Here is a 24132-nt window from a genome sequence, read left to right on the forward strand (position 1 = left end):
CCGGAGCGACGCGCATGCCTGGCACCGCGTGGCCGTCAGCGAGTGGAGCGCCCGCGCCGGTCGGGCGGGCGCTCGGGGTGTGCCGGAGTCGCCGGTGGGCTCAGGGGGACGCGCGGATGCAGCTGTGGTGGCGGTCCCTCACCCTCGGTTCCCCCTCGGCCAGCCACTCGGCGACGCTGCGGGCGATTGGCTGGCCGGTGTCCATCTCCACGAACCCGAACTGGCCGGACTGGTTGCACTCCAGGAACCACCAGACCCCGTCCGCGTCCTCGGCGAAGTCGAAGGCGCCGTAGGCGAGTTCGGCGTCCCGGAGGTAGGCGCGCACGGCGGCGGCGGTACGCGCCGGGACCTCCACCGGCCGCCAGGGCGTGGTGGAGGCCGTGAAGCGGACGTCGACGTCGTCGGGATGCGCGTCCGGGGCGGCCGCCTTGCGGGCGGCCAGCATGCGGCCGCCGACGGCGGTGAGCCTGATGTCCGCCGCCTTGGCGATCCGGCGCTGCAGCAGCGTGGGTCCGAACGCCACGGCGGCGAAGTCGGTGCCGGGCGCAACCCTGCTCGTGGGGACCGTGCGGGCCGGCTCCTGCGGGTGGGTGCCGGAGACCGGCTTGACGACCAGGTCCGGGAAGCGTTCGGCGAAGTCACGGGCGGCCTGCGGGAACGTGGTGATGAGCGTGGCCGGTACGGGGAGACCGCAGCGTTGGGCGTGCCGCAGCTGCCACGGCTTGTGACGGGCCCGCCGGGCCGCGTCCGGGTCGTTCATCCAGCGGGCCCCCGTGCCGCGCAGCATGCCGTACAGGGCCTGCGAGGACTCCTCGGTCAGCCAGGCGGAGGGCTCGCCGACCCGGCTGGCCGGGACCCCTGGTCGGCGCAGCCAGATGGAGCGCAGTCCGCTCATGCTCACCAGGCGTCCGCCGGCGGACAGGTGCCCGCGGAAGGCGCCGTGCACGTACTCGCCGGAGAGGGCCACCCCGCCCGGAAGGTCGGCGGGGTCGAGCCGGACCACCGGGACGCCGGTCCTGTTCAGTTGTGCCACCACCAGGTCCGCCGTCACATCCTGTTCGGAGGTGAGGATCAGCACCGTCATCGTCGCCGGTCCGCGTTCAGTCGTCGAAATGGGTCTTCGAACCCGCGGTGGACGTCGTCGCCCCCAATTCCCGCATAAGACCCTGGTCGTGAGCGGCTATCCGCCCATCGGCGAGCACGTTCAACTGCAGCCCGGAGTCGTAGGTGTACGGAGCGCTGAACTCCAACTGCTCAGCGGAGCGAGCGTAGTTGAGCACGAACAGTCGCATCGTCTCTCCTTGTTCGGGACCATCCGGAAAAAGCGGATGGTGACGCTCCGGCCGCCTCTGTTCGGCCGGGTCGCAGTGTCTCCAGGGAGTTATACGAATCGAACGACTGAATGGTTGCCTCATGTTCTCGGAGGGCTGACTTCATACACCGCGAGGGGTCAAGGGGCAACGTAGAGTGGTCAATTCGCGGCCGAGTGGCGCGTGGCGAAGGCGATGACGGAGGCGAACGCGGCGAGTACCGCGACGCTTGTGAGGGCGGTGGGCAGGGAGAACCACTCGGCCATGAAACCGATCGCGGGCGGGCCGAGGAGCATGCCGAGATAGCCGAGCGTGGAGGCGGTCGCGACACCGCCCGGACCGGCCAGCGCCCCGGCCCGTTCGATGGCCACCGGGAAGATGTTGGCGAGGCCGAGACCGGTGACCGCGAAGCCGAGGAGGGTCGCCCAGATCGAGGGGGCGAGGGAGCCGAGCAGCATGCCCGCCGTCGCGGTGGCCCCGCCGGCCACGAGCACCGTGGTCCTGCCCAGACGTTCGAGCAGGGTGGTTCCGGTCAGTCGGCCGACGGTCATGGCGAGTGCGAAACACGAGTAACCGATCGCCGCGACACCGGGTGAGGCGTCCAGGTCCGCCTCCAGGTGCAGGGCGCCCCAGTCGGCCAGCGCCCCCTCGCCGTAGGCCGTGCAGCCGGCGATCAGGCCGAGGACGACCACCAGCGCGCGCGTACGGGCGTCCAGGCGGCCGGGGGCCCGCGGGCCGGTCTCCCGGGCGGGGGGGCCAGGGGCGCGGTCGAGGGGTGCGGGGGGTTCGTGGCGCAGCAGGGCGGGCGCGGCGACGGCGGTCACCAGGAGGCCGATCACGGTGATGCCGAGCAGATGACGGGTGGGGGAGAGCGAGCCCGCGACGAGGCTGCCGAGCCCGGCCCCGACCATGCCGCCGAGACTGAACGCGGCGTGGAAACCGGGCATGACGGGTCGCCCCAGCGCGGCCACCAGGTCGACGGCGGCGCTGTTGAAGGCGACGTTGATCCCGCCGAAGGCAGCGCCGAACACCAGGAGCACCGCACCCAGGGCGAGCGCCGAGTGGGTGAGTGGGGGCAGCGCCACGCTGAGGGACAGCAGCACGGCACAGGCGACCGTCACCGGGTGGCTGCCGAAGCGGCGGCAGAGGCGGCCGGTGAGCATCATCGTGATCACCGCTCCGGCGGACACGCCCAGCAGGGCGAGCCCCAGCGCGCCGGGGGAGGCGCCGGTCTGTTCCTTGATCGCGGGGATTCTGACCACCCAGCCGGCGAAGACGAAGCCGTCGAGGGCGAAGAAGGCGGTGATGGCGATACGGAGGGTTCGCAGATGTGGGGGGCCGGCGGGGTGGCCCGGCACGGCGTTGTGCGATCGGGTTTTGTTTATTCGCGGCACAAAACCAGGCTAAGTGGGGGTCGAAGGTGGGGCAAGGTGGTTCGCCCGACGGCCGCCGGACGGCCCGGGAACGACCTGCGCATCCTGCCCGGAACCAAGATCGTCATCGGGCCGCCGAGGAGGGGGCGCAGGAGAAGAAGCGCTGGACCATCGCCAACAGGTCACCACCGCCACGGCGTTGGGCGTCACCGGGCTCCTGAGGAACAGGGGCCTCTCGACCGGGACGCGGACGGGCTGCTGCCGAAGTTCCTCGCCCGCCTCGGCAACCGTCACCCTCAGTGATCGCTCGCGTCGAATTCGATCAGCGGTGCCGGCGGCTTTCCGCGGCCCCGGTGCGGAATTCGGCAAGGGCGCGGTATTCGGGCGCGATCTCCCGGCCGTAAGCGATGTGATTCACGGCACAGTTCCGCGATTTGCCACCCGGTCGAACCGGAACCGGTAATTCGGCGGCGATTTCGTCCGAGGTGACGCGGGCGTGGCCTTGAATCGCTCGGCGCCCCGGTCCGGGGGCGTGACCTCGGTGAATTGGCCAAGGCCGCGAATTCACCGAGGTCACGCCCGGCGGGGAACGGCCCCACGGGTAGGGCCGGTCGATTCAGCCGACCGCCCGGAACGTGCGCAGGCGAAGGGAGTTGCCGACGACGAAGACCGAGGAGAAGGCCATGGCCGCCCCCGCGATCATCGGGTTGAGGAGACCGGCCGCCGCGAGCGGCAGAGCGGCCACGTTGTAGGCGAACGCCCAGAACAGGTTGGACCGGATCGTGCCGAGGGTCCGGCGGGCGAGGCGGATGGCGTCGGCCGCCGCGCGCAGGTCGCCCCGTACGAGGGTCAGGTCGCCGGCCTCGATCGCGGCGTCCGTGCCCGTGCCCAGCGCCAGCCCCAGGTCGGCCTGGGCGAGCGCGGCCGCGTCGTTGACGCCGTCACCGACCATGGCGACCGAACGGCCCCGCGCCTGCAGTCGCCGGACGACGTCGACCTTGTCCTGCGGCAGCACCTCCGCGACCACGTCCTCGGGCGCGATCCCGACCTCACGGGCGACGGACTCGGCGACGGCCCGATTGTCCCCGGTCAGCAGGATCGGGGTGAGGCCGAGCCCACGCAGCCGTGCGATCGCCTCGGCACTGGTCTCCTTCACCGCGTCGGCGACTTCGAGGACCGCGCGGACCTCGCCGTCCCACGCGACCACGACGGCGGTGCTGCCGGCGGCCGCGGCCCGCTCCTTGGCCTGCCGCAGGTCCGCCGGCAGTTCCATGGCCCACTCGGCGAGCAGCCGTGAGCGGCCGACGAGCACCGCGTGGCCGTCGACGACGCCCTGGACCCCGAGGCCGGGCACGTTCGCGAAGTCCTCCGGCGTGGGCAGCGAACCGTGGCGGGCCAGGGCGCCCTCGGCGACGGCACGGGCGACCGGGTGCTCGGAGGCGTGCTCCAACGCGCCCGCCAGGCGCAGCACCTCGGCCTCGTCGGTGCCGTCGGCGGGGCGCACCGCCAGCAGGGTCATCCGGCCGGTGGTGACGGTGCCGGTCTTGTCGAGGACGACCGTGTCGACCCTGCGGGTGGACTCCAGCACCTCCGGGCCCTTGATCAGGATGCCCAGCTGCGCGCCGCGTCCGGTGCCGACCAGCAGCGCGGTCGGTGTGGCGAGGCCCAGGGCGCAGGGGCAGGCGATGATCAGTACGGCGACCGCCGCCGTGAAGGCGGCCGTGAGCCCGGCGCCGTTGCCGAGCCAGAAGCCGAGGGTGCCCAGGGCGAGGGCGATCACGATCGGCACGAACACGGCGGAGATGCGGTCCGCGAGCCGCTGGGCCGAGGCCTTCCCGTTCTGCGCGTCCTCCACCAGCTTCGCCATCCGGGCCAGTTGGGTGTCGGAGCCGATCCTGGTGGCCTCCACGACGAGACGCCCGCCCGCGTTCACGGTGGCGCCGGTGACCGTGTCGCCGACCGCGACCTCCACGGGCACGGACTCGCCGGTCAGCATGGACGCGTCCACGGCGGACGAGCCCTCGACGACGGTGCCGTCGGTGGCGATCTTCTCGCCCGGCCGCACCAGGAAACGGTCGCCGACCCGCAACTCGGCGACGGGCACCGTCCGTTCGCCGCCGCCGGGAGTGAGCACGGTGACGTCCTTCGCGCCCAGCTCCAGCAGTGCCCGCAGGGCCGCGCCCGCCTTCCGCTTGGAGCGGGCCTCGAAGTAGCGCCCGGCGAGGATGAAGGCGGTCACCCCGGCGGCCGCCTCCAGATAGATCGAGCCGGCGCCGTCACCCCGGACGATGGTCAGCTCGAAGGGATGCGTCATCCCCGGTGTGCCCGCCGTTCCGAAGAACAGCGCCCACAGTGACCAGCCGAAGGCGGCCAGGGTGCCGATGGAGATCAGGGTGTCCATGGTGGCGGCCCCGTGCCGGGCGTTCTTCCAGGCGGCTCGGTGGAAGGGCCACCCGGCGTACGTCACCACGGGAGCCGCCAGCGTCAGGGACAGCCACTGCCAGTACTCGAACTGCCACGCGGGCACCATCGCCATGGCGACCACGGGGACGGCCAGGGCCACCGCGGTGACCAGGCGCTGCCGGAGCAACCGCAGCTCGTCGTCCGCCGCCTCGCGGGTGCCGTCCCCGCCGTTCTCGCCGTCGGCGCCGAGCGGCTCGGTCCGGGCGGGCGGCGCGGGTTCCCGTGCCGTGTAGCCGGTCGCCTCCACGGTGGCGATCAGGTCCCGCACCGAGAGGCCGTCCGGATAGCTGACCTTCGCCTTCTCGGTGGCGTAGTTGACCGTCGCGGAGACGCCCTCCATCCGGTTCAGCTTCTTCTCGACGCGTGCGGCGCAGGAGGCGCAGGTCATGCCGCCGATGGTGAGCTCCACCTCCGCGGCGGTCCCGGTACCGGTGCTGGTGACGGTCATGGCTGCTCCCTCGTACGTGGTGGGCGGCGATCTGCTCGGATACGGGGCGGGGGTATCCTTGCGCACTGCTGTCTGTATACCCCTCAGGGGTATTGATGGCAAGCGTGAGCCGACGTTGACTCTATACCCCCTAGGGGTATGGTGAGCTGTGTGAAGACCTGGACCTCGAAGGAGACGGCCATGAACACCGGTCTGAGGATCACCGCGTTCGCCGCCGCGCTGGCCGCGACGTTCGGCGCCGCCTACGGCGTGGGCAAGGGCGTCGAACCCGTCGTCTCGGACACGGCGAGGAAAGAGCCCGCGCGCCACGACGGCCACACCGAGAAGTCACCGAGGCCCGGAGAGGGCGCCGGCGCGCACGCGACCGCCCCGGCCGGCGGACTGCAGATCTCCGAGGGCGGCTACAGCCTCGACCTGCGCACCCCGAGCGTCACCGCCGGAGACCGCTCCGACCTGCGCTTCGTCATCAGGGACGCGAAAGGCCGCGCCGTCACCGCGTACCAGCGCGAGCACGACAAGGAACTCCATCTGATCCTCGCCTCACGCGACCTGGTCACCTATCGCCATCTGCACCCCACCCGCGCCGCCGACGGCACCTGGAGCACCCCCGTCGACCTGCCGGAGGCCGGTGACTACCGAGTCTTCGCCGACTTCACCCCGGCCGGCGAGGACGCCGAGAACCTCACCCTCGGCGCCGACCTCGCCGCCTCGGGGACGTACAAGCCGCGCAAGCTCCCGGCGCCGGCCGTCACCGCCGAGGCCAACGGCTACGAGGTCGAGCTGGACGGCGGCCTGCGCCCGGGCGCCGCGAGCGAACTGGAACTGAAGGTCTCCCGCGACGGCAGGCCCGTCACCGACCTGCAGCCCTACCTCGGTGCGTACGGCCACCTGGTCGCCCTGCGCTCAGGTGACCTCGCCTACCTGCACGTCCACCCGAACGGCGAGCCCGGCGACGGCACGACCGCACCCGGCCCGGACATTTCCTTCACGGCCACCGCTCCCAGTGCGGGCAGCTACCGGCTCTTCCTGGACTTCAAGCACGACGGGAAGGTCCACACGGCGGCCTTCACGGTCGAGGCCGGGGCAGCGGCCACGCCGGACGCGGCTGAGGAACCTCCGGCCGAGCACACGCACTGACAGCCGGGCGGCGCGTCACGGAGATCAGGTGCGCCGAGCGCATCCAGTCGAGAGGGGTCTCCACCGGGGTGCCCTCCACGACCGTCGGGTACGCCCCGTGACAGCCCTCAGGCGGTGACGACCCGTACCCCGGCCTCCTCGAAGCGGCGCACCGTCGCGGGCGCGGCGGCCGAGTCCGTGACCAGCGTGTCCACGGCCTCCGTCGCACAGATCCAAGCGAAGGCCCGCCGCCCCAGCTTGCTGGAGTCGGCCGCGACGACGACCCGCTCGGCACGTTCGCACAGCAGCCGGTTGACGGCGGCCTCGGCCTCGTCGTGCGCGGCGGCGCCATGGGTCACGTCGAGGGCGACGACACCGAGCACGGCCACGTCCAGGGTGATCCGTTCCAGCACCCCGTCGGCGAGCGGGCCCACGAGTTCGTACGACTGGGCGCGGGCCACTCCGCCCGTCACCACGATCTTGAACTGGGGGCGCACCGCCAGTTCGCTCGCGATGTTGAGCGCGTTCGTGACGACGGTCAGCGCGGGCGCGCCGGACGCCAGATCGCCCCGCAGGGCCAGGGCCCGCGCCACCTCAGTGGTCGTCGTGCCACCGGTCAGCCCCACCGCCTCGCCGGGCGCCACGAGATCCGCCACCGCCTTCGCGACGCGCTGCTTCTCGGTGGCACGCCGGGCCGTCTTGTAGCGCAGCGGCAGCTCGTACGAGACGCCGTGCACGACCGCCCCGCCCCGGGTGCGCACGAGCATCTGCTGCTCCGCGAGCCCGTCGAGGTCGCGCCGGACGGTCGCGGCGGACACCCCGAGCTCGACGGCCGCCTCCTCGACGGCCAGCCGCCCCCGTTCGACGAGCAGTTCGAGCAGTGTCTGCCAGCGTTCGGCGCGGGACATCTGTCTCCTCGTGCTTGAAGATGCTCGAAAGAAGACTCTATCTTGCATAAACAAGCATGAGCCCTGCGAATCCCGGGGAGGGTTCCCGCATGACCCATGTCGAGGACGAGCTGCACAGTCAGCCCGAATGCTGGGCCCGCGTCGCCGCCGACGCGCCCGGACACGCCAGGGCCCTGCCGGCGCCGGGGGAGCGGGTGGCGCTCGTCGGCTGCGGAACCTCGTACTTCATGGCGCGGGCCGCCGCCGGCTTGCGCGAGCGGGCCGGGCAGGGCGAGACCGACGCCTTTCCGGCCTCGGAGTTCCCGCACGGGCGGGCCTACGACCGCGTCGTCGCCCTCACCCGCTCCGGCACCACGACCGAGGTGCTGGACCTGCTGGGCGCGCTGCGCGGCCGTACCCGCACCACGGCGGTCACGGCCGACCCGGACACTCCCGTCATGACGGCCGCGGACGACCTGGTCGTGCTGGACTTCGCCGACGAGAAGTCCGTCGTCCAGACCCGCTTCGCCACCACCGCCCTCACCCTCCTGCGCGCCCACCTCGGCCTGCACCCGGAGGCCGCCGTCGCCGACGCGCGTGCCGCGCTGGAGGCGCCGCTGCCCGAAGGGCTCGTCGACAGCGCCCAGTTCACCTTCCTCGGCCGGGGCTGGACCGTGGGCCTCGCCCACGAGGCCGCCCTGAAGATGCGCGAGGCCGCGCTGGCGTGGAGCGAGGCCTACCCGGCGATGGAGTACCGGCACGGCCCGATCAGCGTCACCACCCGCTCCACGGTGACCTGGATGTTCGGTGAGGCGCCCGACGGCCTGGCCGCGCAGGTGCGGGAGACCGGCGCGACCTGGGTGGCCGGCGGGCTCGATCCGCTCGCCGAACTGGTCCGTGCCCAGCGGCTCGCCGTCGCCGTGGCCGCCGCCCGCGGCCTCGACCCCGACCGTCCGCGCCATCTGACGCGTTCGGTGATCCTCGACGCGAACGACCGCTGAACCAGGAGGAGTCGTGCCCCTGACGACGACCGGTGCGCTGATCACCGAGGCCGCCGCCGCGCACTCCGCGGTGGCCGCGTTCAACGTCATCACCCTGGAACACGTCGAGGCGATCGTCGCGGGCGCCGAGTCCGTGGCCGCGCCCGTGGTCCTCCAGGTCAGCGAGAACGCCGTCAGGTTCCACGACGGTGACCTGCTTCCGCTGGCCCGCGCCGCGTCGGCGGCCGCCGAGCGGGCGGCCGTGCCCGTCGCCCTCCACCTCGACCACATCCGCGGCGACGACCTGCTGCGCAGGGCGGCCGACGCAGGCTTCAGCTCCGTGATGTACGACGCCTCCCGTCTGCCCTACCTGGACAACCTCGCCGCGACCCACGCCGCCGTTCAGTGGGCGCACGGCCAAGGGCTGTGGATCGAGGCCGAGTTGGGGCAGGTCGGGGGCAAGAACGGCGCGCCGCCGCTCGACGCGCACGCGCCGGGCGCCCGTACCGACCCCGAGGAGGCGCGGGCCTTCGTGGCGGACTCGGGCGTGGACGCGCTCGCCGTCGCCATCGGCAGCGCCCACGCGATGACCACCCGCACCGCCGCCCTCGACCACGTCCTGCTGAAACGGCTGGCCGCCGCCCTCGACGTCCCCCTCGTCCTGCACGGCTCCTCCGGAGTCCCGGACGGCGAACTGCGCGCGGCCGTGGCGGGCGGCATCGCCAAGGTCAACATCGGCACCGCGCTCAACATCGCCCTGACCGGCGCGGTCCGGGACCACCTCGCCGCCCACCCCGACGCGGTGGACCCGCGCACCTACCTCGCGGCGGGCCGGACGGCGATGGCGGACACGGTCGCCCGGCTGATCGGCGTCCTGCGGACGGAAGAGACGCTTCCGCCCGCGTAGGAAGCCCGTACGTGTCCGTCCCGCGTGGGAATGTGACCGTCTCGCGAAGCGCCCCTCCCCAGGAGCGAAGTGTGACGCCCGTCACTGATACGTTTCCGGTCATGCGGGAGATGGAGATCCACCTCGGTGAGCCACCGGACGTCGCCCTCACCGGTGTCGGCGTGCACGGCGTCGCGAGCCGCACGGACGTGTTCCGGCTGCCGGAGCTGTGGCAGCTGCACCTCTACCAGTACGACGCCGAACTGACCGTCGACGGCACCACCCACGCCATCCGCCCCGGCCGGGTCAGCCTCGTCCCGCCCGACACCACCGTCCACTACCGCTACCGGGGCCGCTCCGAACACCTCTTCGCCCACCTGCGCATCGCCCCGTCCGGACCGCCCCGCACGGTGCCGGTCGTCCAGGACGCCGGCGCCGAACTGCCCGCGCTCACCGGCCTGTTGCTCCAGGCGGTGGCCGCCGCGCCGAGCGAGCCGGACCGCACCCGGGCCGAACTGTGGACCGCCCTGTGGCGGGTGGCCCAGCTCACCCCGCCCGTCGCGGCCGCCCCCGGACCGCACCCGGCGGTCACCACCGCCATCGCCCACATCGAGGCCCACCTGGCCGCCCCGCTCACCATCCCGGAGGTGGCACGCGTGGCCGGCGTCTCCCACAACCACCTGACCCGGCTCTTCCACGCCGAGACCGGCGGCACCGTCGTCGCCTACATCCGCCGCCGCAGACTCGAACGCGCCCACCATCTGCTGCGCGCCACGACCCTCTCCATCCCCGCCGTGGCCGCCTCCGTCGGCATCCCCGACCTCCAGGCCTTCAACAAGGCATGCCGCCGCGAACTGGGCGCCTCGCCGCGCGCCCTGCGCGGGGCCACCTTCGCGGCGGGGGTCGCTAGGTCCGCCTGACCGCCCTGAGCACCACGAACTTGGCATCGCTCGCGACGAGTTCGCTGTTGCCGAAGATCCGCTGCAGCGTCACGTGATAGCCCAGATGGCGGTTGCCCACCACCCACAGCTCACCACCGGGCCGCAGCGCCCGCCGCGCCCCGGTGAACATCCGCCGCGCCGTGGCGTCGCTCGTCGCCTGGTGCGAGTGGAACGGCGGGTTGTTCAGGACCAGATCGACACTGCCCGGCGCGAACCCCTCCAGTCCGTCACCGACCAGGAACTCGGCCGCCCCGCCGGCCTCGCCTCCAGCGGCACCGGGTGCCCTACCGCGGACCGCTGCGCCGCCCTTCCCGTCGGCGTCCGGCAGATTCGCCCGGTAGGTCGCCTCCGCCGAGGCCACCGCCTGGTAGGACTCGTCGACGAACACCACCTCGGCGTCCGGATCGGCCAGCGCGACCGCCGTACCGACCACCCCGTTGCCGCACCCCAGATCGACGACCCGCCCGCCGCGCGGCGCCTTCGGCAACTGCCGCAGGAAGAACCGGGTGCCGATGTCGAGCCGGTCGGCACAGAACACGCCGGCGTGGTTGACGACGGTGCGTCCGGCCAGCACACCTATGTCGTCCGGCAGCCGGTAGGCGTACGGCCACGGATCGTCCCCCCGGGCCTCGAGCGTCGCCGTGTCCGGGGTGCAGTGGATCAGCCGCGCCTTCTGCCGGGCGAGCGAGGTGCGGGTCGGGCCGAGGATCCGCTCGAAGAGCTTCAGCGTCGAGGTGTGGATCTCCTTGACCATCCCGGTGCCGACCACGACCGTGCCCTCGTGCACGGCGGGCGCGAGCCGGTGCAGCTGGTCCTCCAGGAGCGCGAGGCTCTTGGGGACCCGTACGAGGAGCACGTCGACGCGGTCCGGGGGCGTGTCCCGGGTGGTGAGCAGCCGCGGGCCGTCCGCCTCGACGCCGTTGCGTTCCAGGTTGGCCCGCGTCGCCTGCCGGCCCAGGAAGGAGTCGGTGATCTGCGTCGGCCGGTGCGCGGCGAGCGCGGTGGTCAGCGCGCCCCAGCGGTCCCCGACGACCACGAGGGTCCCGTCCAGCCGCGTCCCGCTCTCCGCGAGGTGGCGCAGCAGATACGCGTCGGACGCGTCCCAGGCGCGCAGCGGGTCACGAGGGTCCTCGGGAAAGCGGGCCAGGTCGTACTCGCCCTCGGGCGCGGTCATACGGTCGCTCATCGTGCGCCCAGGCTAACCGAGCACGGCCCCGCTCCCGGCCCCGAGCAGCCGTGGGGGCGAGGGCCCCGCCGACACCTGGCCGGCGTGCGGGACGATGGTCCCATGGACGCCGAGCTGTTCCCCCGGAGCCGGACGGAGATCGCGCCCGGCGCGGTCCACGTGCCCGACTGGCTGGACGCCGAACAGCAGCGCCACCTTCTGGACGCCTGCCGCGCGTGGGCCCGGCCGCCCGCCGGGCTCCGTACCGTCCGCACACCGGGCGGCGGCACGATGACCGCCCGGCAGGTCTGCCTCGGCCGGCACTGGTACCCGTACGCCTACGCCATGATCGTCGTCGACGGCGACGGCGCGCCCGTGAAGCCGTTCCCGGACTGGCTGGGGGAGCTGGGCCGGCGCGCCGTCACGGACACCCTCGGCGCGCAGGCGGCGACCGCCGCGTACGACATCGCCCTGATCAACTTCTACGACGGCGACGCGCGCATGGGGATGCACCGCGACGCCGACGAGAAGTCGGACGCGCCGGTGGTGTCGCTGAGCCTCGGTGACAGCTGTGTCTTCCGTTTCGGCAACACGCGGACCCGGACCCGGCCCTACACGGATGTGGAGCTGCGCAGCGGTGACCTCTTCGTGTTCGGCGGGCCGGCCCGGTCCGCCCACCACGGGGTGCCCCGGGTGTACGCGGGGACCGCGCCGGCCGGGCTGGGGCTGGTAGGGCGGCTGAACATCACCCTGCGAGTCGGCGGGTTCGACGACGGCTGAGGCAGGCCGGGCGGGGCTCGACGCCGAGCGGATCATGGGAGACTCGCCCTCATGGACGGGAAGGCGGCCCCCAAGGCGGCGGGCGAAGGGACGACGGCACGGGCGCGGCTGGACCGGGGCAGGGGCGCCCTCGGTCCGGCGCTGGAGCTGGTGCACACCGGGCGAGCCCCGACGAGGGCCGTGCTCACCGCCGAACTGGGCGTCACCCGGGCCACCGCCGGTGCCGTGGCCGCCGAGCTTGAGGCCCTCGGACTGATCCGGGTCGACGCGCACCCGGGGGCCGCCGCCGGCTCCCAGGGCCGCCCCTCCCACCGCCTGGAAGTCGCCGAGGAGGGACCCGTCGCGCTCGCCGCCCAGGTGCACTCCGACGGCTGGCGCGCCGCGCTGGTCGGGCTCGGCGGGCAGATCGTCGCCACCACACCCGCCTGCGAGATCGTCGACGCCGACCCGGCGAAGGTGCTCGGCTCGGTCGTCGACGCGGGCGCCGAACTGCTGGCGGAGACCGGACGCCGGTGCGTGGGGTCGGGCCTGGCCGTGCCGTCGGCCGTCGCCGAACCGGCGGGGCTGGCCCTGAACCCGCTGCACCTGGCGTGGCCGGCCGGGGCGCCGGTCCGGCAGATCTTCGCGGAGCGGGTCCACGCGGCCGGGATCGCGGGGCCCGCGTTCGCGGCGAACGACGTCAACCTCGCCGCCCTGGCCGAACACCGGCACGGCGCCGGGCGCGGCTCCCGCGAACTGCTGTGCGTGGCGACCGGGCACCGGGGCGTCGGTGGCGCGCTGGTCCTCGACGGCCGTCTGCACACGGGCAGTTCGGGCCTGGCCCTGGAGGTCGGTCACCTCACCGTCAATCCCGAGGGCCGGCCCTGCCACTGCGGCAGCCGGGGCTGCCTCGACGTCGAGGCCGACCCGCGTGCCTTCCTGTCCGCCGTGGGCCGCGATCCGGGCCCCGAGGGTTCGCTGCTGCAACAGGCAAACGAACTGATCCGCACGCAGTACGGCGACCCCGGTGTCCGTACGGCCGCCGAGGCCGTCATCGACCGTCTCGGCCTCGGGCTCGCCGGGCTCGTCAACATCCTCAACCCCGACCGCATCATCCTCGGCGGCATGCACCGGGCCCTGCTCGACGCCGACCCCGACCGGCTTCGGGCGGTCGTCGCCGAGCGCAGTCTGTGGGGACGGCAGAGCGGGGTCGCCCCGATCCTGGCCTGCACCCTGGATCACAACAGCCTGGTCGGAGCGGCGGAGTTGGCGTGGCAGCCGGTGCTCGACGACCCGCTGGGCGCGCTGGCCTGAGGCGGCTCATCCGGACCCGGAATCCCGCAGCATGATCGTGCGGGACACCAGGAACGTCACCGGGATCGCCGCCCCGGACGCCAGCAGGGGCGCGAACCTGCTGCCCGCGTGCAGCACGTCCACGATCACGTACACACCAGCCGTCGTGAGCAGGAAATTCGTGGCGTTGGTCAGCGGGAACAACAGGAATTTACGCCAGGTCGGACGGGTGCGATAAGTGAACCGCGCGTTGAGGAAAAACGAGCCCGTCATACTCAGGGCGAATGCGAGAACATGCGCGGCGAGATAGGGAAGCCCGTTGAGGAACAACAGATAAAGGCCGTAATAGACCCCGGTGTTGACGACCCCGACCAGAGCGAACGTCATGATCTGTCCTGATATACGCCGCTCGGGTGCCGGGTGGGCCGCGGGGTGCGGCGGTGTACGCGTCGCCGTCCCCATCAGCGAATGAGGTCCTTCGTCGTGCCGCACGCGGCGTGCCCCTCCGTCTGTTCCGCGTTGGTCGCCTGCACCAGGAAGTGCGGGCGCCCCTTCACCTCGTAATAGATCCGGCCGGTGTACTCCCCGATCACCCCGAGCATGATCATCTGCACTCCGGCGAGGGCGGTCACGGCCATGACGATGGTGACATAGCCCGGCGTCTCCACGCCGTTGACGAGTGCGTCACCCACGATCCAGGCCGTGTAGAGCCCCGCGCACACCAGCAGGCACAGACCGAGGTGGAGGGCGGCACGCAGCGGACGGTTGTTGAAGGAGAGCAGCCCGTCCAGTCCGTAGTTCAGGAGCGACCGGAAACTCCAGGAGCTGCGCCCGTGCCGGCGCACGGCGTTCTCGTACTCGAAGGTCGTCCCGGGGAAACCGACCCAGGCGAAGAGCCCCTTGGAGAAGCGGTTGTACTCCGTCAGGTCCAGGACGGCGTCGACGACCCGGCGCGACAGCAGCCGGAAGTCCCCCACGCCGTCGACGAGTTCCACGTCGACCAGCCGGTTCACCAGCCGGTAGTACAGGCGGGCGGTGGCGGTGCGCAGCAGACCGTCGCCGGTCCGGGTGCGGCGCGCTATGACCTGGTCGTAGCCCTGCTCGCGCAGGCCGACCATGCGGCGGATCAGTTCCGGCGGGTGCTGCAGGTCGGCGTCCATGACGACCACACAGTCGCCCGAGGCGTGCCGCAGCCCCGCGAGCAGTGCGGATTCCTTGCCGAAGTTGCGGCTGAACGACACGTACCGGACCCGCGCGTCGAACTCCGCCAGCCCCTTCAGAACGGCGAGCGTACGGTCCCGGCTGCCGTCGTCGACGTACACGAACTCCATGTCGTGTCCGAGCGGCAGCAGTTTCTCCGCGACCTTCTGGATCTCCTCGTGGAACCGTCCGACGACGGCGTCCTCGTTGTAGCAGGGTGCGACGATCGAGATGAGCATGGAACTCCCCCAGGGGTGCGGTTCACGGAGCGGTGGTCACGCGCTCGCGTACGGTCGGGTCGTCGGGCGCGGGGTGAGCGGTGTCCGGGGTCACGGGGCGCGCCTGCCCCCGCAGCCGACGGCGGCGGAGCGACCCCGCGGCCGCGATCACCAGGACGGCGGTGAGCGAGAGCGCCCCCACCGCCGTGCCCAGACGCAGCCCGGGCGGATGGAACGTGCAGGTCACGCTGGAGGCCGAGCCGTACAGCGGTACGGCGACGAGGCCGTGGTGGCTCTTGGCGGGCAGGGCCGGGGCGCCGTCGGCGGCGCAGCGCCACCCCGAGATCCGGGGCGTGGCGAGCACCGCGATCCCCGTGCTGTGGGCGGGCAGTTCGGCCCGGACGGTGCCGTCGTCCACCCGCACGCGCGTGGCGCCGGTGGCCTTCAGCCCCGCCACGGCGGTGCGCAGCCGTGCGGTGTCCAGACAGCCCACCGCGCCCTTCGGGACCAGGCTCGTCCGGTTCGGCGACAGCTCGATCCGGAACCGCCCGGAGTCCCCGACCGTGCCCAGCCGCTGCATCGGGGCGATCTTGGTGACGGGCTGGTCGGACCGGAACCGCCCGGTCGGCTCCCCACCGGGTCCGACTCCTGAGGCTCCGCCGTCGGCGAGCCGCGCCGTGCCCGACAGATGCGGCGCCCACAGGTACAGCTCGGACCCGGCCGGACAACCGCCCGTGATCGTCGGCTTCTTCGGCGCGCTCGTGTGGGGCAGCGGGCCCACCCGCATCCCCGGCCGCCCGTCGTCGCCGGGCGACGGAGACCTCCCGGCGGCGGTGCGCACGGTGATCCGGGGCACGGTGTACACCCGCGCGCCCAGCAGCAGTTCCTGGTTGCGGTACGGCGAGGGACCGAAACCGGAGTGGTCCCCGGGGCCGTCGGCGCGATCGGCGTGCGGTCGCACCGTGACCAGCGGCGGCACGTCCTGCCGGGTCACGGTCACCCCGCTGCCGTCCTGCGGGAACCAGTCCTGGTGCGGGTCCGGCGGGGAGTGCACCCGGGCGCCCACGGAGAAGATGACGTCCGTCACGGCGTTGTCCAGGCTCTGCACACTGCGGCCGCGCGAGGTCCAGCCGCCCCCGAGGGCGGTGAGCGTCCGGCTGAGCACGTCCGAGGTGAGACTGCTGTAGTACTGCGCGCCCTGCCCGCCCACCAGCAACGGGTCGTTGCCGACGGTCTGCTCCCGGCCCGGGTCGGTCCGGTGACGGGGCCAGCCGTCGGCCCCGGCGATCGCCGCCGCCTGCTCCCGCTGCCGCGCGCCCCAGGGGGCGTAGTCGTCCATGTGCCCGAGCCGCAGCCGGGTGTCGGCGGCGGAGGTCACGGCGGTCTCGCCGAACTGCGTGCACACCAGCAGCGCCACCGCGAGGACGGCGACGCGCCGGCCGTCCCCCCGCCTCCGCCCGAGCAGGAGCAGACCGCCCAGCGCGCCCACGGCGGCGAGCAGCGCGAGCGGGAGGGTGAAGGCACGGGTGGTCCGCTCACTGCCGCTCGCGACCACGATCACCAGCGTGAGCAGCGCCCCCGCCGCGCCCAGCGCACGCGGGCCGGGAACGCCGTAGGACAGGGTGTGCCAGGCGGTGATCACCAGCAGCGCGCAGAGCACGAAGACCTGACGGTACGAGCCGCCCTGCGGGGTGGCGAAGGCGTGCCAGACCAGATGTGTCGGCCCCCACTGCGTCGACAGGGCCACCGCCACCACCAGCAGCGTCCACCCGGCACGTGTGCGTACCGGGGCCTCCCTGTGGAAGGGCAGGGCGAGCGCGAGCAGCAGCGCGGTGGTCCCGACGAAGACGGCCGGCGTGCCGAAGCTGTAGGTCCCCGGCAACAGGCGGGCGAGCAGGTCCTCCGTCGGCACGGGCACGAACTGCCGGACCCGGCCCGGACGGGCGTGCCGGGTGCCGAAGTAGACGACGGCCACCACAGGGGCGGACAGACCCATGCCGAGGACGGTGATCAGGGCGGCGCGCCCCGCGGCCCGGAGCCGCTGCCGGCGCGTGAGGTCGCCGAGCCACAGCCGGAGCAGCAGCACCAGGCCCGCGCCCAGGGTGGCCATGTACGCGGTGTAGAAGTTGGCCGTCCAGGCGAGCGCCACGATCAGCACACCGAACAGGGGCCGCCGCCCCCGCCGCGCCCACTCGCCGACCAGGCACAGCAGCGGCAGGAAGACCAGACCGTCGAGCCACATGGGGTTGTAGACCGCGTCCGCCAGGGTCCAGCCGCACAGCGCGTACGACGACCCGAGCAGCCCCGCCGCCCACCAGCGGCCGGGACGCAGGGCGAGCAGCAGCCAGGCCATCGCGGAGGCGGCCGACGCCACCTTCAGCAGGGTGATCACGTACACCGCGAGGTCGATCTCGTCGCGCGGGAACAGCGCCACGAGCGGGGCGAACGGGCTGCTGAGGTAAGTCCCGAGGTCGGGCAGGAAGGCAGTGCCGAAGCCCGACTGCCAGTTGACGAACAGGCCCCCGTCCGCCCTGCCGTGCAGCAGGTCCCACAGGTGCGCGTGGAACGGCACGTACTGGTTGCCGAGGTCGTTGACGCTGCGGGTGCGCGGGCCGAAGGGATGGCTGCGGGCCACGGCATCGGCGGTGCAGAGCACGGCGAGGGTGAACGTGGCGGCGAGCAGCGCGGCTTTCCCCCGCGGTCCGACTCCCGCCGCGGAATAGGCTTTCGGTTTCACACCCCGACCCTGTCCGCTCGCCACATCGAGTTCCGCTGAACCAACCACTTCATTTTTCCGACGGACCTTCCTCTCGGCTCGCCGGATTAGAGGCTCGCGACTCGTTGAAGGTTGTGCCGCCGACGAAAAGTGAAAGCGGTAGTTCCGAATTCCGCAGAGGAGGGGAAAGGGAGAATTGAATTCATGGATACGGGAGTTGTCACCCAGATGATCGACGGGTGAACTCGGCCGTGAGACTCCACAGCGCGGCCACCTGGGGCCGCCGCAGATCCGCCCGTCGCACGCACAGCCCGATCAGGAACGGCCGCGGAGGCGTGTGGGTGGGGATCACCGCGAGCCGGTCGCGTACCGCGCTGTGGTCCAGCACCAGGCGGGGGACCACGCCCGTGCCGCAGCCCAGTGCGACGAGGGTCAACAGCGCCTCGTGACCCTCCGGTTCGGCCGCCAGGTCGGGGGCGGTACCGCGGGCGCGGAACCACCGGTCGGCCGCGTCGCGCACGGCACCTCGGTGGGGGAGCACGAAGGGCCCGTCGAGACCGGGGTCGGGGCGGTGGTGCGCGGTGACGAACACCAGGTCCGTCGTCGCCACGGTCCGGCTCACCAACGGCTCCGGCAACCGCGCCGGGAGTCCCGCGACCGCCACGTCCACCTCGCCCTCGTCCAGCCGGGCCAACGCGGCCGCCGCGTCTCCGGTGCGCAGGTCCAGCCGGACCTGGGGATGCGCCGCCCGGAAGGGCGTCAGCAGCTCCGGCAGCAGCGCCTGACACGCGGTCACCGTCGCGAACACGGTCAGCCGACCGGTGAGTTCGGCCGGGTCCGGGTGCTCCTCCCGGTACGCCCGCCACAACTCCAACGCCCGGGCGGCATATTCGCGGAAGCGATGCCCCTCGGCCGTCAACGAGACACCCTTCGGCCCCCGGTCGAGGAGCCGGTGCCCGAGGTCGGACTCCAGCCGCTGCACGGTCCGGGTCAGGGTCGCCGGGCTGACGTGGCAGTCCAGGCTGGTCCGCCCGTAGTTCAGGGTCCCGGCCAGATGGAGGAAGAGCCGAAGCTCGCGATGGTCGTCCCGCACACCGCCACCTGCGCCTTTCGTTCTCCGCAACGCCCCGCTGCAAAGGTTGCGCTTGTCGCAACACTCGCCGGGACCCTACAACTCCACCATGACCACCTCCACCGTCTTCGCCCTCGAAACCATGGACGTGCCCGGCGGTACCGAGACCGTCCTGCGCGGCGGCCGTCACCTCTTCCCCCTGTTGCCGCGTGCCTTCGCCGGGGTCCGGCGCATCGGGGTCGTCGGCTGGGGACCGCAGGGCCGGGCCCAGGCCCGCAACCTGCGCGACTCCCTCTCCGGCACCGGTATCACCGTCTCCGTGGGCCTGCGCCCCATTTCCGCCTCCGCGGCCGATGCCCGAGCCCACGGTTTCACCGAGGCGGACGGCACCCTCGGCGACTGGCTCGCCGTCACCGCCGAGAGCGACCTCGTCATCCTGCTGATCGCCGACGCGGCACTCGCCGCCCACCACCGGGAGATCTTCGCCGCCCTGAAGCCCGGCGCCACCCTCGGCCTCTCCCACGGCTTCCTCCTCGGCCACCTCCGGGCGACCGGGGGCGACTTCCCACCCGGCCACGGAGTCATCGCCGTCTGCCCGAAGGGGATGGGTGACTCGGTCCGCCGCCTCTACGAGCAGGGGGCCGAGATCAACGGCGCCGGGATCAACAGCAGTTACGCCGTCCACGCCGACCCCGACGGCCACGCGACCGACCGTGCCCTCGCCTGGTCGGTCGCCCTCGGCTCCCCGTACACCTTCCGCACGACCCTGGAGAGCGAGTACCTCTCCGACATCGTCGGCGAGCGCGCCATCCTGCTCGGCGCCGTGCACGGCATCGTGGAGAGCCTCTACACCCGCCACCGGCTCGCCGGCGACGACGAGGTGACCGCGTACGAGCGTTCCTGCGAGAACATCACCGGCCCGATCGCCCGCACCATCTCCCGTGCCGGGCTGCGCGCGGTCCGCGAGGGCCTCGACGCGGACGGCCGGGACGTCTTCGACCGCGCTTACACCGCCACCTACGGGCCCGCCCGGGAGATCGTCGCGGAGATCTACGACGAGGTCGCGGACGGCACCGAACTGCGCAGCGTCGTCCTGGCCGAACGCCGCCTCGGTGCCCGCCCGATGAGCGTGATCGGTGGTTCACCGATGTGGTCGGTGAGTGCCAGGGCCCACGCCCGCCGGGAAGGGCGCGACCTGCCCGTCGACCCGTTCACCGCGGGGGTCTTCGTCGCCACGATGACCGCGCAGATCGACGAGTTCGTCGAGCGCGGCCACCCTTGGTCGGAGATCGTCAACGAGTCCGTCATCGAGGCCGTCGACTCCCTCCTGCCCTACATGCGTGCCCGGGACGTCGCTCACATGGTCGACAACTGCTCCCGCACGGCCCGCCTCGGAGCCCGCCGCTGGGGCCCCCGCTTCCAGGCCGCCTACACGCAGATCGCCTACCCCGCCGCCGAACAACCCGCCGACGAGGACCTGTTGGCGTCCTTCACCGTCCACCCCGTGCACCAGGCCCTGGCTGCGGCGGCGAAGCTCCGGCCACCGGTGGACATCTCGGTGGCCTGAAGGCCTGAAGGCCTGAAGGGGCCTGAAGGGTGGTCACCGCCCGGTCAGCCTGCGACGGTCGACCGGGCGGGAGCGTGTTCGGACCGGTGCCCACGCGTGGCGGGCCTGCGTCCGGTGTCGTACGGCGGGGCGGTGTCGAGCGTCAGTCCGGTGTCAAGCGTCAGCCCATTGTCGAGCGTCAGGCCCGTGTCGTACGGCGAGATCTTCGGTACCGCGGCCGAGGACGCCGGCAGGGTGAACCACACGACCTTCCCCGTCTCGCCGTGCGGCCGCACACCCCAGCTCTCGCTCACCGCTGCGACCATCGCGAGCCCCCGGCCGCAGGTGGCGAAGGGGTCCGCGTCCTGGACGACCGGGAGACGGGGGTCGTGGTCGTGCACCGAGACCGTGAGCCGGCCGAGGAGCAACTCCATCTCCACGGTGCACGTCTTGTCCGGCTCCGCGTGCCGGTGGACGTTGGACAGCAGCTCGGTCACCCCGAGTGCGGCCCGCTCTATCAAGGGATCCAGATGCCAGTAGCGCAATTGCGCAGATACGATTCTGCGGACCTGGCCGATCCGCGACGGCAGGGCTTGGAGCTCCACCGTGCAGTGCCTGCTTTGCTGGCTGATCACGGCTGCGACTCCCCGAATTGAGTCCGGAAGAAGATCGGAGTACGGATCCAGCGAGGTGGCTGGGCGAAAAACGCCGCCTGCTGAGGTGCGGCCGCCTACGACTGCCGCCTGGGGCGGAGGCCTGAGCCGCCGCCTGCTCGTGGGTGGCTGTCGACGACCGCCGCCCGCTGACGTGGCCGGCGGGCTGGTTCGCAGCGTTATCGCCGGTAAACCCAGAGTGACGTGAGACCAGAGTGACCCAGGGGGGCCGCTCCCGCAACTCGCGATTCGTCAGCCGCTGCGACCGGCCGCCCTGCGCACCGCCTCTATGAACCGGCGCGCGGACGGTGGACCGGGCTTGCCCGGAGCGGGGTCGTGCTCGTTCAGCGTGAGCGTGTAACGGGTGCCGTTGACATCGGCCAACGCCCGGTCCTCGTTGGCGAACCAGGGCTTCGAGGCCCGGACCGCCTGCACCGGGGCGCTGTCGATCTCGCTGCCGTAACTGGTGAGCAGCTGCAGTCGGCCGTCCTCGATCCGGACCTGCCCCGCCCGGGTGAGCTGCCGCAACCTCTTCCCGATCCGCACGCCCGTGGCCGTGAACTCCGGCTCGGCCATGTACCCCGCCCCCTAGTGCGCTCCGACTGTGCCCTGTCGTCTGATCCGTCGCGGACCGTGATCCAGTGTGCCCGAGGTCGCCTCCCCCTGGACGGCTCCGGCGGCGTCGACTCGGCCCGTGCGGTGAAGTCTGCCCGTCCCCCGCGTCGAGCACCAGTGCGCACGGTGGACCGGGGGCGGGGTTCCGGCGCATGCGCGGCATGCGCCCCCCATGCGCCCCGCGCATCCTCACCACAGGAGTCTCTTTGAGGGGCTCAAAGGCATGTTTATGCAGGTGAGAAGCGTGCGGAAGGTGTCTATCATCGGGACGTCCGACGCCGCGATCCGCCGTCGGCGCAATGCGTGAGGAGCACGCCGTGACCACCGCCCACCCCACCCGTCCTGGCGCCACCCTCGACGTCGATCACAGCGACACCGAGTACCGCGGCTGGCTCAAAGAGGCCGTCCGCAAGGTCCAGGCGGACGCCAACCGCTCCGCCGACACCCATCTGCTGCGCTTCCCACTGCCCGAGAGCTGGGGGATCGACCTGTATCTCAAGGACGAGTCCACCCACCCCACCGGCAGCCTGAAGCACCGCCTCGCCCGCTCCCTGTTCCTCTACGGCCTCTGCAACGGCTGGATCAGGCCTGGCCGCCCCGTCATCGAGGCCTCCAGTGGTTCCACGGCCGTCTCCGAGGCGTACTTCGCCAAACTGATCGGCGTCCCCTTCATCGCTGTGATGCCCCGCACGACCAGCGCCGAGAAGATCCGTCTGATCGAGTTCCACGGCGGACGCTGCCACTTCGTCGACGACTCACGCAGGATGTACGAGGAGTCGGCCCGCCTCGCGGCGGAGACCGGCGGCCACTACATGGACCAGTTCACGTACGCCGAGCGGGCCACGGACTGGCGCGGCAACAACAACATCGCCGAATCCGTCTTCCGCCAGCTCCGTCTGGAGCGCTTCCCCGAGCCCACCTGGATCGTCGCCACCGCCGGGACGGGCGGCACCTCCGCGACCATCGCCCGCTACGTCCACTACATGCAGTACGACACCCGCATCTGTGTCGCCGACCCGGAGAACTCCTGCTTCTTCGAGGGCTGGACCACCGGCGACCCCGACGTCACCTGCGACTGCGGCTCCCGTATCGAGGGCATCGGCCGTCCCCGCATGGAGCCCAGCTTCGTCCCCGGGGCCGTCGACCGCATGATGAAGGTGCCCGACGCCGCCAGCGTCGCCGCGGTCAGGGCCCTGGAGAGTGCCATCGGCCGCAAGGCCGGCGGCTCCACCGGCACGGGCCTGTGGAGCGCCCTGAAGATCGTCGCCGAGATGGTGGCCGAGGGCCGCCAGGGCAGCGTGGTCACCCTGCTGTGCGACCCGGGCGACCGCTACCTCGACAAGTACTACTCCGACGAGTGGCTCGGGCGTCAGGGCCTGGACATCGAGCCGTACGCGGCGGCCATCGAGAGGCTGCTGACGACGGGTGTCTGGACGGACTGAGGCGCGCTCGGCCCCGCCGTGCACGTCCGCGCCCCCTCAGGGGCGCGGGAACCGCGACCGGCGGCCACGAACGCCCGGGCGTCTCGAACCGACTCATCCGTGGCGGCGCTCAGAAGGTCCGCGCGCCCAGAGGTCCACGCGCTCAGAGGTCCGCGCCGTCGTCCTCGTCCTCCCCGGCCACCACCAGCCGCCGCAGATGCTCGGAGATCTCGGCCCGCGCCTGCGCGGCCAACCCCGCGTCGGTCACCAACGTGTCGACCTGCTCCAACGCGGCGAACGAACTCAACCCCACCGTCCCCCACTTGGTGTGGTCGGCCACCACCACGACCCGCCGCGCCGACTGCACCAGACGCCGGTTCGTCTCGGCCTCCGCCAGGTTCGGCGTCGACAGGCCGGCCTCGACCGATATCCCGTGCACACCGAGGAACAGCACATCGAAGTGGAGCGCCGCGATCGCCTGATCGGCCACCGGCCCCACCAGCGAGTCGGACGGCGTCCGCACCCCACCGGTGAGCACGACGGTCGCCGCACCCTGCCGGGGGCCGGTCGTGCGCTGGGCGGCGTGGAAGACGTCGGCCACCCGCACCGAGTTGGTGACCACGGTCAGATCCGGCACGTCCACGAGCCGGTGCGCCAGCGCGTACGTCGTCGTGCCGCCCGACAGGGCGATCGCCGAGCCCGGCGCCACCAGTTCCGCGGCCGCCCGTGCGATGTCCTCCTTGGCGGTCAGCTCCAGCCCGGACTTCGCCTCGAAACCCGGCTCGTGGGTGCTCGCCTCGGCCACCGGCACGGCGCCGCCGTGCACCTTCTCCACCGCGCCCTGACGGGCCAGCGCGTCCAGATCGCGGCGGACGGTCATGTCCGACACACCGAGTTTCCGCGTCAGCTCGTTGACCCGGACCCCGCCCCGCCGTCGTACCTCGTCGAGGATCAGGGCCCGGCGCTGCTCCGCGAGGAGGTTCTGGTTCTCACTCACGTTCGCTCCGGTCCTCTCGCCCCATCACGCCCGACACGCCTTCCCTACCCCCTCCGACGAGGACATTTCCCCG

Annotated in this window: 21 protein-coding genes; 8 read left to right on the top strand and 13 right to left on the bottom strand. The window is 72.4% G+C overall.

Going from position 1 to position 24132, the window contains the following annotated elements; translation table 11 throughout:
- Positions 1 to 100 precede the first annotated feature (100 nt).
- The 4 genes from tgmB to GWK25_RS20940 form a co-directional block, all read right to left on the bottom strand.
- The gene (gene tgmB, locus GWK25_RS20925) at positions 101 to 1084 is read right to left on the bottom strand and encodes an ATP-grasp ribosomal peptide maturase (protein WP_215452064.1); all 984 of its coding nucleotides are present in this window, start codon (positions 1082 to 1084) and stop codon (positions 101 to 103) included.
- Between the two features lie 16 nt (positions 1085 to 1100).
- Positions 1101 to 1292 (bottom strand): putative ATP-grasp-modified RiPP, encoded by a 192-nt coding sequence (gene tgmA / locus GWK25_RS20930; RefSeq protein WP_033525738.1) that lies wholly within the window; start codon positions 1290 to 1292, stop codon positions 1101 to 1103.
- A gap of 179 nt (positions 1293 to 1471) precedes the next feature.
- Complete coding sequence (locus GWK25_RS20935; RefSeq protein ID WP_215452065.1) at positions 1472 to 2668, bottom strand: MFS transporter; 1197 nt, start codon at positions 2666 to 2668, stop codon at positions 1472 to 1474.
- A 631-nt stretch (positions 2669 to 3299) separates the two neighbouring features.
- Positions 3300 to 5594, bottom strand: a complete 2295-nt coding sequence (locus tag GWK25_RS20940) for a cation-translocating P-type ATPase (RefSeq protein ID WP_215452066.1) — start codon at positions 5592 to 5594, stop codon at positions 3300 to 3302.
- 180 nt (positions 5595 to 5774) lie between these two features.
- Between GWK25_RS20940 and GWK25_RS20945 the strand changes: the two genes are divergently transcribed.
- On the top strand, positions 5775 to 6731 hold the full coding sequence (locus GWK25_RS20945; protein ID WP_215457482.1) for a DUF748 domain-containing protein: 957 nt from the start codon (positions 5775 to 5777) through the stop codon (positions 6729 to 6731).
- 107 nt (positions 6732 to 6838) lie between these two features.
- Here GWK25_RS20945 and GWK25_RS20950 read toward each other — a convergent pair whose 3' ends face one another.
- Entirely contained in the window at positions 6839 to 7618 is a 780-nt protein-coding gene (locus tag GWK25_RS20950; RefSeq protein ID WP_215452067.1) for a DeoR/GlpR family DNA-binding transcription regulator, read from the bottom strand.
- An 89-nt stretch (positions 7619 to 7707) separates the two neighbouring features.
- On the opposite strand from GWK25_RS20950, the gene GWK25_RS20955 reads away from it, so the two are divergent.
- The 3 genes from GWK25_RS20955 (at position 7708) to GWK25_RS20965 (ending at position 10383) form a co-directional block, all read left to right on the top strand.
- On the top strand, positions 7708 to 8598 hold the full coding sequence (locus GWK25_RS20955) for an SIS domain-containing protein (protein WP_215452068.1): 891 nt from the start codon (positions 7708 to 7710) through the stop codon (positions 8596 to 8598).
- Positions 8599 to 8611: 13 nt separating this feature from the next.
- On the top strand, positions 8612 to 9484 hold the full coding sequence (locus tag GWK25_RS20960; RefSeq protein ID WP_215452069.1) for a class II fructose-bisphosphate aldolase: 873 nt from the start codon (positions 8612 to 8614) through the stop codon (positions 9482 to 9484).
- A gap of 101 nt (positions 9485 to 9585) precedes the next feature.
- The gene (locus GWK25_RS20965) at positions 9586 to 10383 is read left to right on the top strand and encodes an AraC family transcriptional regulator (protein WP_215452070.1); all 798 of its coding nucleotides are present in this window, start codon (positions 9586 to 9588) and stop codon (positions 10381 to 10383) included.
- On the opposite strand, the gene GWK25_RS20970 is transcribed toward GWK25_RS20965, so the two are convergent.
- Positions 10370 to 11590, bottom strand: a complete 1221-nt coding sequence (locus GWK25_RS20970) for a methyltransferase (RefSeq protein ID WP_215452071.1) — start codon at positions 11588 to 11590, stop codon at positions 10370 to 10372. The genes GWK25_RS20965 and GWK25_RS20970 overlap by 14 nt on opposite strands.
- Before the next feature lie 102 nt (positions 11591 to 11692).
- On the opposite strand from GWK25_RS20970, the gene GWK25_RS20975 reads away from it, so the two are divergent.
- Positions 11693 to 12349, top strand: coding sequence for an alpha-ketoglutarate-dependent dioxygenase AlkB (locus GWK25_RS20975; RefSeq protein WP_215452072.1), 657 nt, complete (start codon positions 11693 to 11695; stop codon positions 12347 to 12349).
- Between the two features lie 51 nt (positions 12350 to 12400).
- Positions 12401 to 13642 (top strand): ROK family protein, encoded by a 1242-nt coding sequence (locus tag GWK25_RS20980; RefSeq protein WP_215452073.1) that lies wholly within the window; start codon positions 12401 to 12403, stop codon positions 13640 to 13642.
- 6 nt (positions 13643 to 13648) lie between these two features.
- Here the strand turns inward: GWK25_RS20980 and GWK25_RS20985 are convergent, their stop codons facing one another.
- The 4 genes from GWK25_RS20985 to ilvY all read right to left on the bottom strand — a co-directional run bounded on the left by GWK25_RS20985 (position 13649) and on the right by ilvY (position 18848).
- Positions 13649 to 14008 (bottom strand): GtrA family protein, encoded by a 360-nt coding sequence (locus GWK25_RS20985; RefSeq protein ID WP_251828959.1) that lies wholly within the window; start codon positions 14006 to 14008, stop codon positions 13649 to 13651.
- Between the two features lie 74 nt (positions 14009 to 14082).
- Entirely contained in the window at positions 14083 to 15060 is a 978-nt protein-coding gene (locus tag GWK25_RS20990; protein WP_215452075.1) for a glycosyltransferase family 2 protein, read from the bottom strand.
- 22 nt (positions 15061 to 15082) lie between these two features.
- Complete coding sequence (locus GWK25_RS20995) at positions 15083 to 17776, bottom strand: YfhO family protein (protein WP_215452076.1); 2694 nt, start codon at positions 17774 to 17776, stop codon at positions 15083 to 15085.
- A 199-nt stretch (positions 17777 to 17975) separates the two neighbouring features.
- Entirely contained in the window at positions 17976 to 18848 is an 873-nt protein-coding gene (gene ilvY, locus GWK25_RS21000; protein ID WP_215452077.1) for an HTH-type transcriptional activator IlvY, read from the bottom strand.
- 88 nt (positions 18849 to 18936) lie between these two features.
- Here ilvY and GWK25_RS21005 point away from each other — a divergent pair, with 88 nt between their 5' ends.
- On the top strand, positions 18937 to 20394 hold the full coding sequence (locus GWK25_RS21005; protein WP_215452078.1) for a ketol-acid reductoisomerase: 1458 nt from the start codon (positions 18937 to 18939) through the stop codon (positions 20392 to 20394).
- A gap of 44 nt (positions 20395 to 20438) precedes the next feature.
- Here the strand turns inward: GWK25_RS21005 and GWK25_RS21010 are convergent, their stop codons facing one another.
- Positions 20439 to 21008, bottom strand: a complete 570-nt coding sequence (locus GWK25_RS21010; RefSeq protein ID WP_215452079.1) for an ATP-binding protein — start codon at positions 21006 to 21008, stop codon at positions 20439 to 20441.
- A gap of 270 nt (positions 21009 to 21278) precedes the next feature.
- Positions 21279 to 21602, bottom strand: a complete 324-nt coding sequence (locus GWK25_RS21015; RefSeq protein WP_184898104.1) for a hypothetical protein — start codon at positions 21600 to 21602, stop codon at positions 21279 to 21281.
- 338 nt (positions 21603 to 21940) lie between these two features.
- Between GWK25_RS21015 and GWK25_RS21020 the strand changes: the two genes are divergently transcribed.
- The gene (locus GWK25_RS21020) at positions 21941 to 23083 is read left to right on the top strand and encodes a PLP-dependent cysteine synthase family protein (RefSeq protein ID WP_215452080.1); all 1143 of its coding nucleotides are present in this window, start codon (positions 21941 to 21943) and stop codon (positions 23081 to 23083) included.
- 142 nt (positions 23084 to 23225) lie between these two features.
- On the opposite strand, the gene GWK25_RS21025 is transcribed toward GWK25_RS21020, so the two are convergent.
- Positions 23226 to 24059: a DeoR/GlpR family DNA-binding transcription regulator gene (locus tag GWK25_RS21025; RefSeq protein WP_215452081.1), complete on the bottom strand. Its 834-nt coding sequence runs from the start codon at positions 24057 to 24059 to the stop codon at positions 23226 to 23228.
- Positions 24060 to 24132 lie beyond the last annotated feature (73 nt).

The organism is Streptomyces sp. ATCC 21386, from assembly GCF_018728545.1.
In the GTDB taxonomy this organism is placed as follows: Bacteria; Actinomycetota; Actinomycetes; order Streptomycetales; family Streptomycetaceae; genus Streptomyces.

Coding starts and splice junctions, on each gene's coding strand:
- GWK25_RS20985 (WP_251828959.1), bottom strand. CDS start 14,008: ATGACGTTCGCTCTGGTCGGGGTCGTCAACACCGGGGTCTATTACGGC.
- GWK25_RS20980 (WP_215452073.1), top strand. CDS start 12,401: ATGGACGGGAAGGCGGCCCCCAAGGCGGCGGGCGAAGGGACGACGGCA.
- tgmB (WP_215452064.1), bottom strand. CDS start 1,084: ATGACGGTGCTGATCCTCACCTCCGAACAGGATGTGACGGCGGACCTG.
- GWK25_RS20955 (WP_215452068.1), top strand. CDS start 7,708: ATGACCCATGTCGAGGACGAGCTGCACAGTCAGCCCGAATGCTGGGCC.
- GWK25_RS21020 (WP_215452080.1), top strand. CDS start 21,941: ATGCGTGAGGAGCACGCCGTGACCACCGCCCACCCCACCCGTCCTGGC.
- GWK25_RS21005 (WP_215452078.1), top strand. CDS start 18,937: ATGACCACCTCCACCGTCTTCGCCCTCGAAACCATGGACGTGCCCGGC.
- GWK25_RS20945 (WP_215457482.1), top strand. CDS start 5,775: ATGAACACCGGTCTGAGGATCACCGCGTTCGCCGCCGCGCTGGCCGCG.
- GWK25_RS20990 (WP_215452075.1), bottom strand. CDS start 15,060: ATGCTCATCTCGATCGTCGCACCCTGCTACAACGAGGACGCCGTCGTC.
- GWK25_RS21015 (WP_184898104.1), bottom strand. CDS start 21,602: ATGGCCGAGCCGGAGTTCACGGCCACGGGCGTGCGGATCGGGAAGAGG.
- GWK25_RS20975 (WP_215452072.1), top strand. CDS start 11,693: ATGGACGCCGAGCTGTTCCCCCGGAGCCGGACGGAGATCGCGCCCGGC.
- tgmA (WP_033525738.1), bottom strand. CDS start 1,292: ATGCGACTGTTCGTGCTCAACTACGCTCGCTCCGCTGAGCAGTTGGAG.
- GWK25_RS20965 (WP_215452070.1), top strand. CDS start 9,586: ATGCGGGAGATGGAGATCCACCTCGGTGAGCCACCGGACGTCGCCCTC.
- GWK25_RS20950 (WP_215452067.1), bottom strand. CDS start 7,618: ATGTCCCGCGCCGAACGCTGGCAGACACTGCTCGAACTGCTCGTCGAA.
- GWK25_RS20970 (WP_215452071.1), bottom strand. CDS start 11,590: ATGAGCGACCGTATGACCGCGCCCGAGGGCGAGTACGACCTGGCCCGC.
- GWK25_RS20940 (WP_215452066.1), bottom strand. CDS start 5,594: ATGACCGTCACCAGCACCGGTACCGGGACCGCCGCGGAGGTGGAGCTC.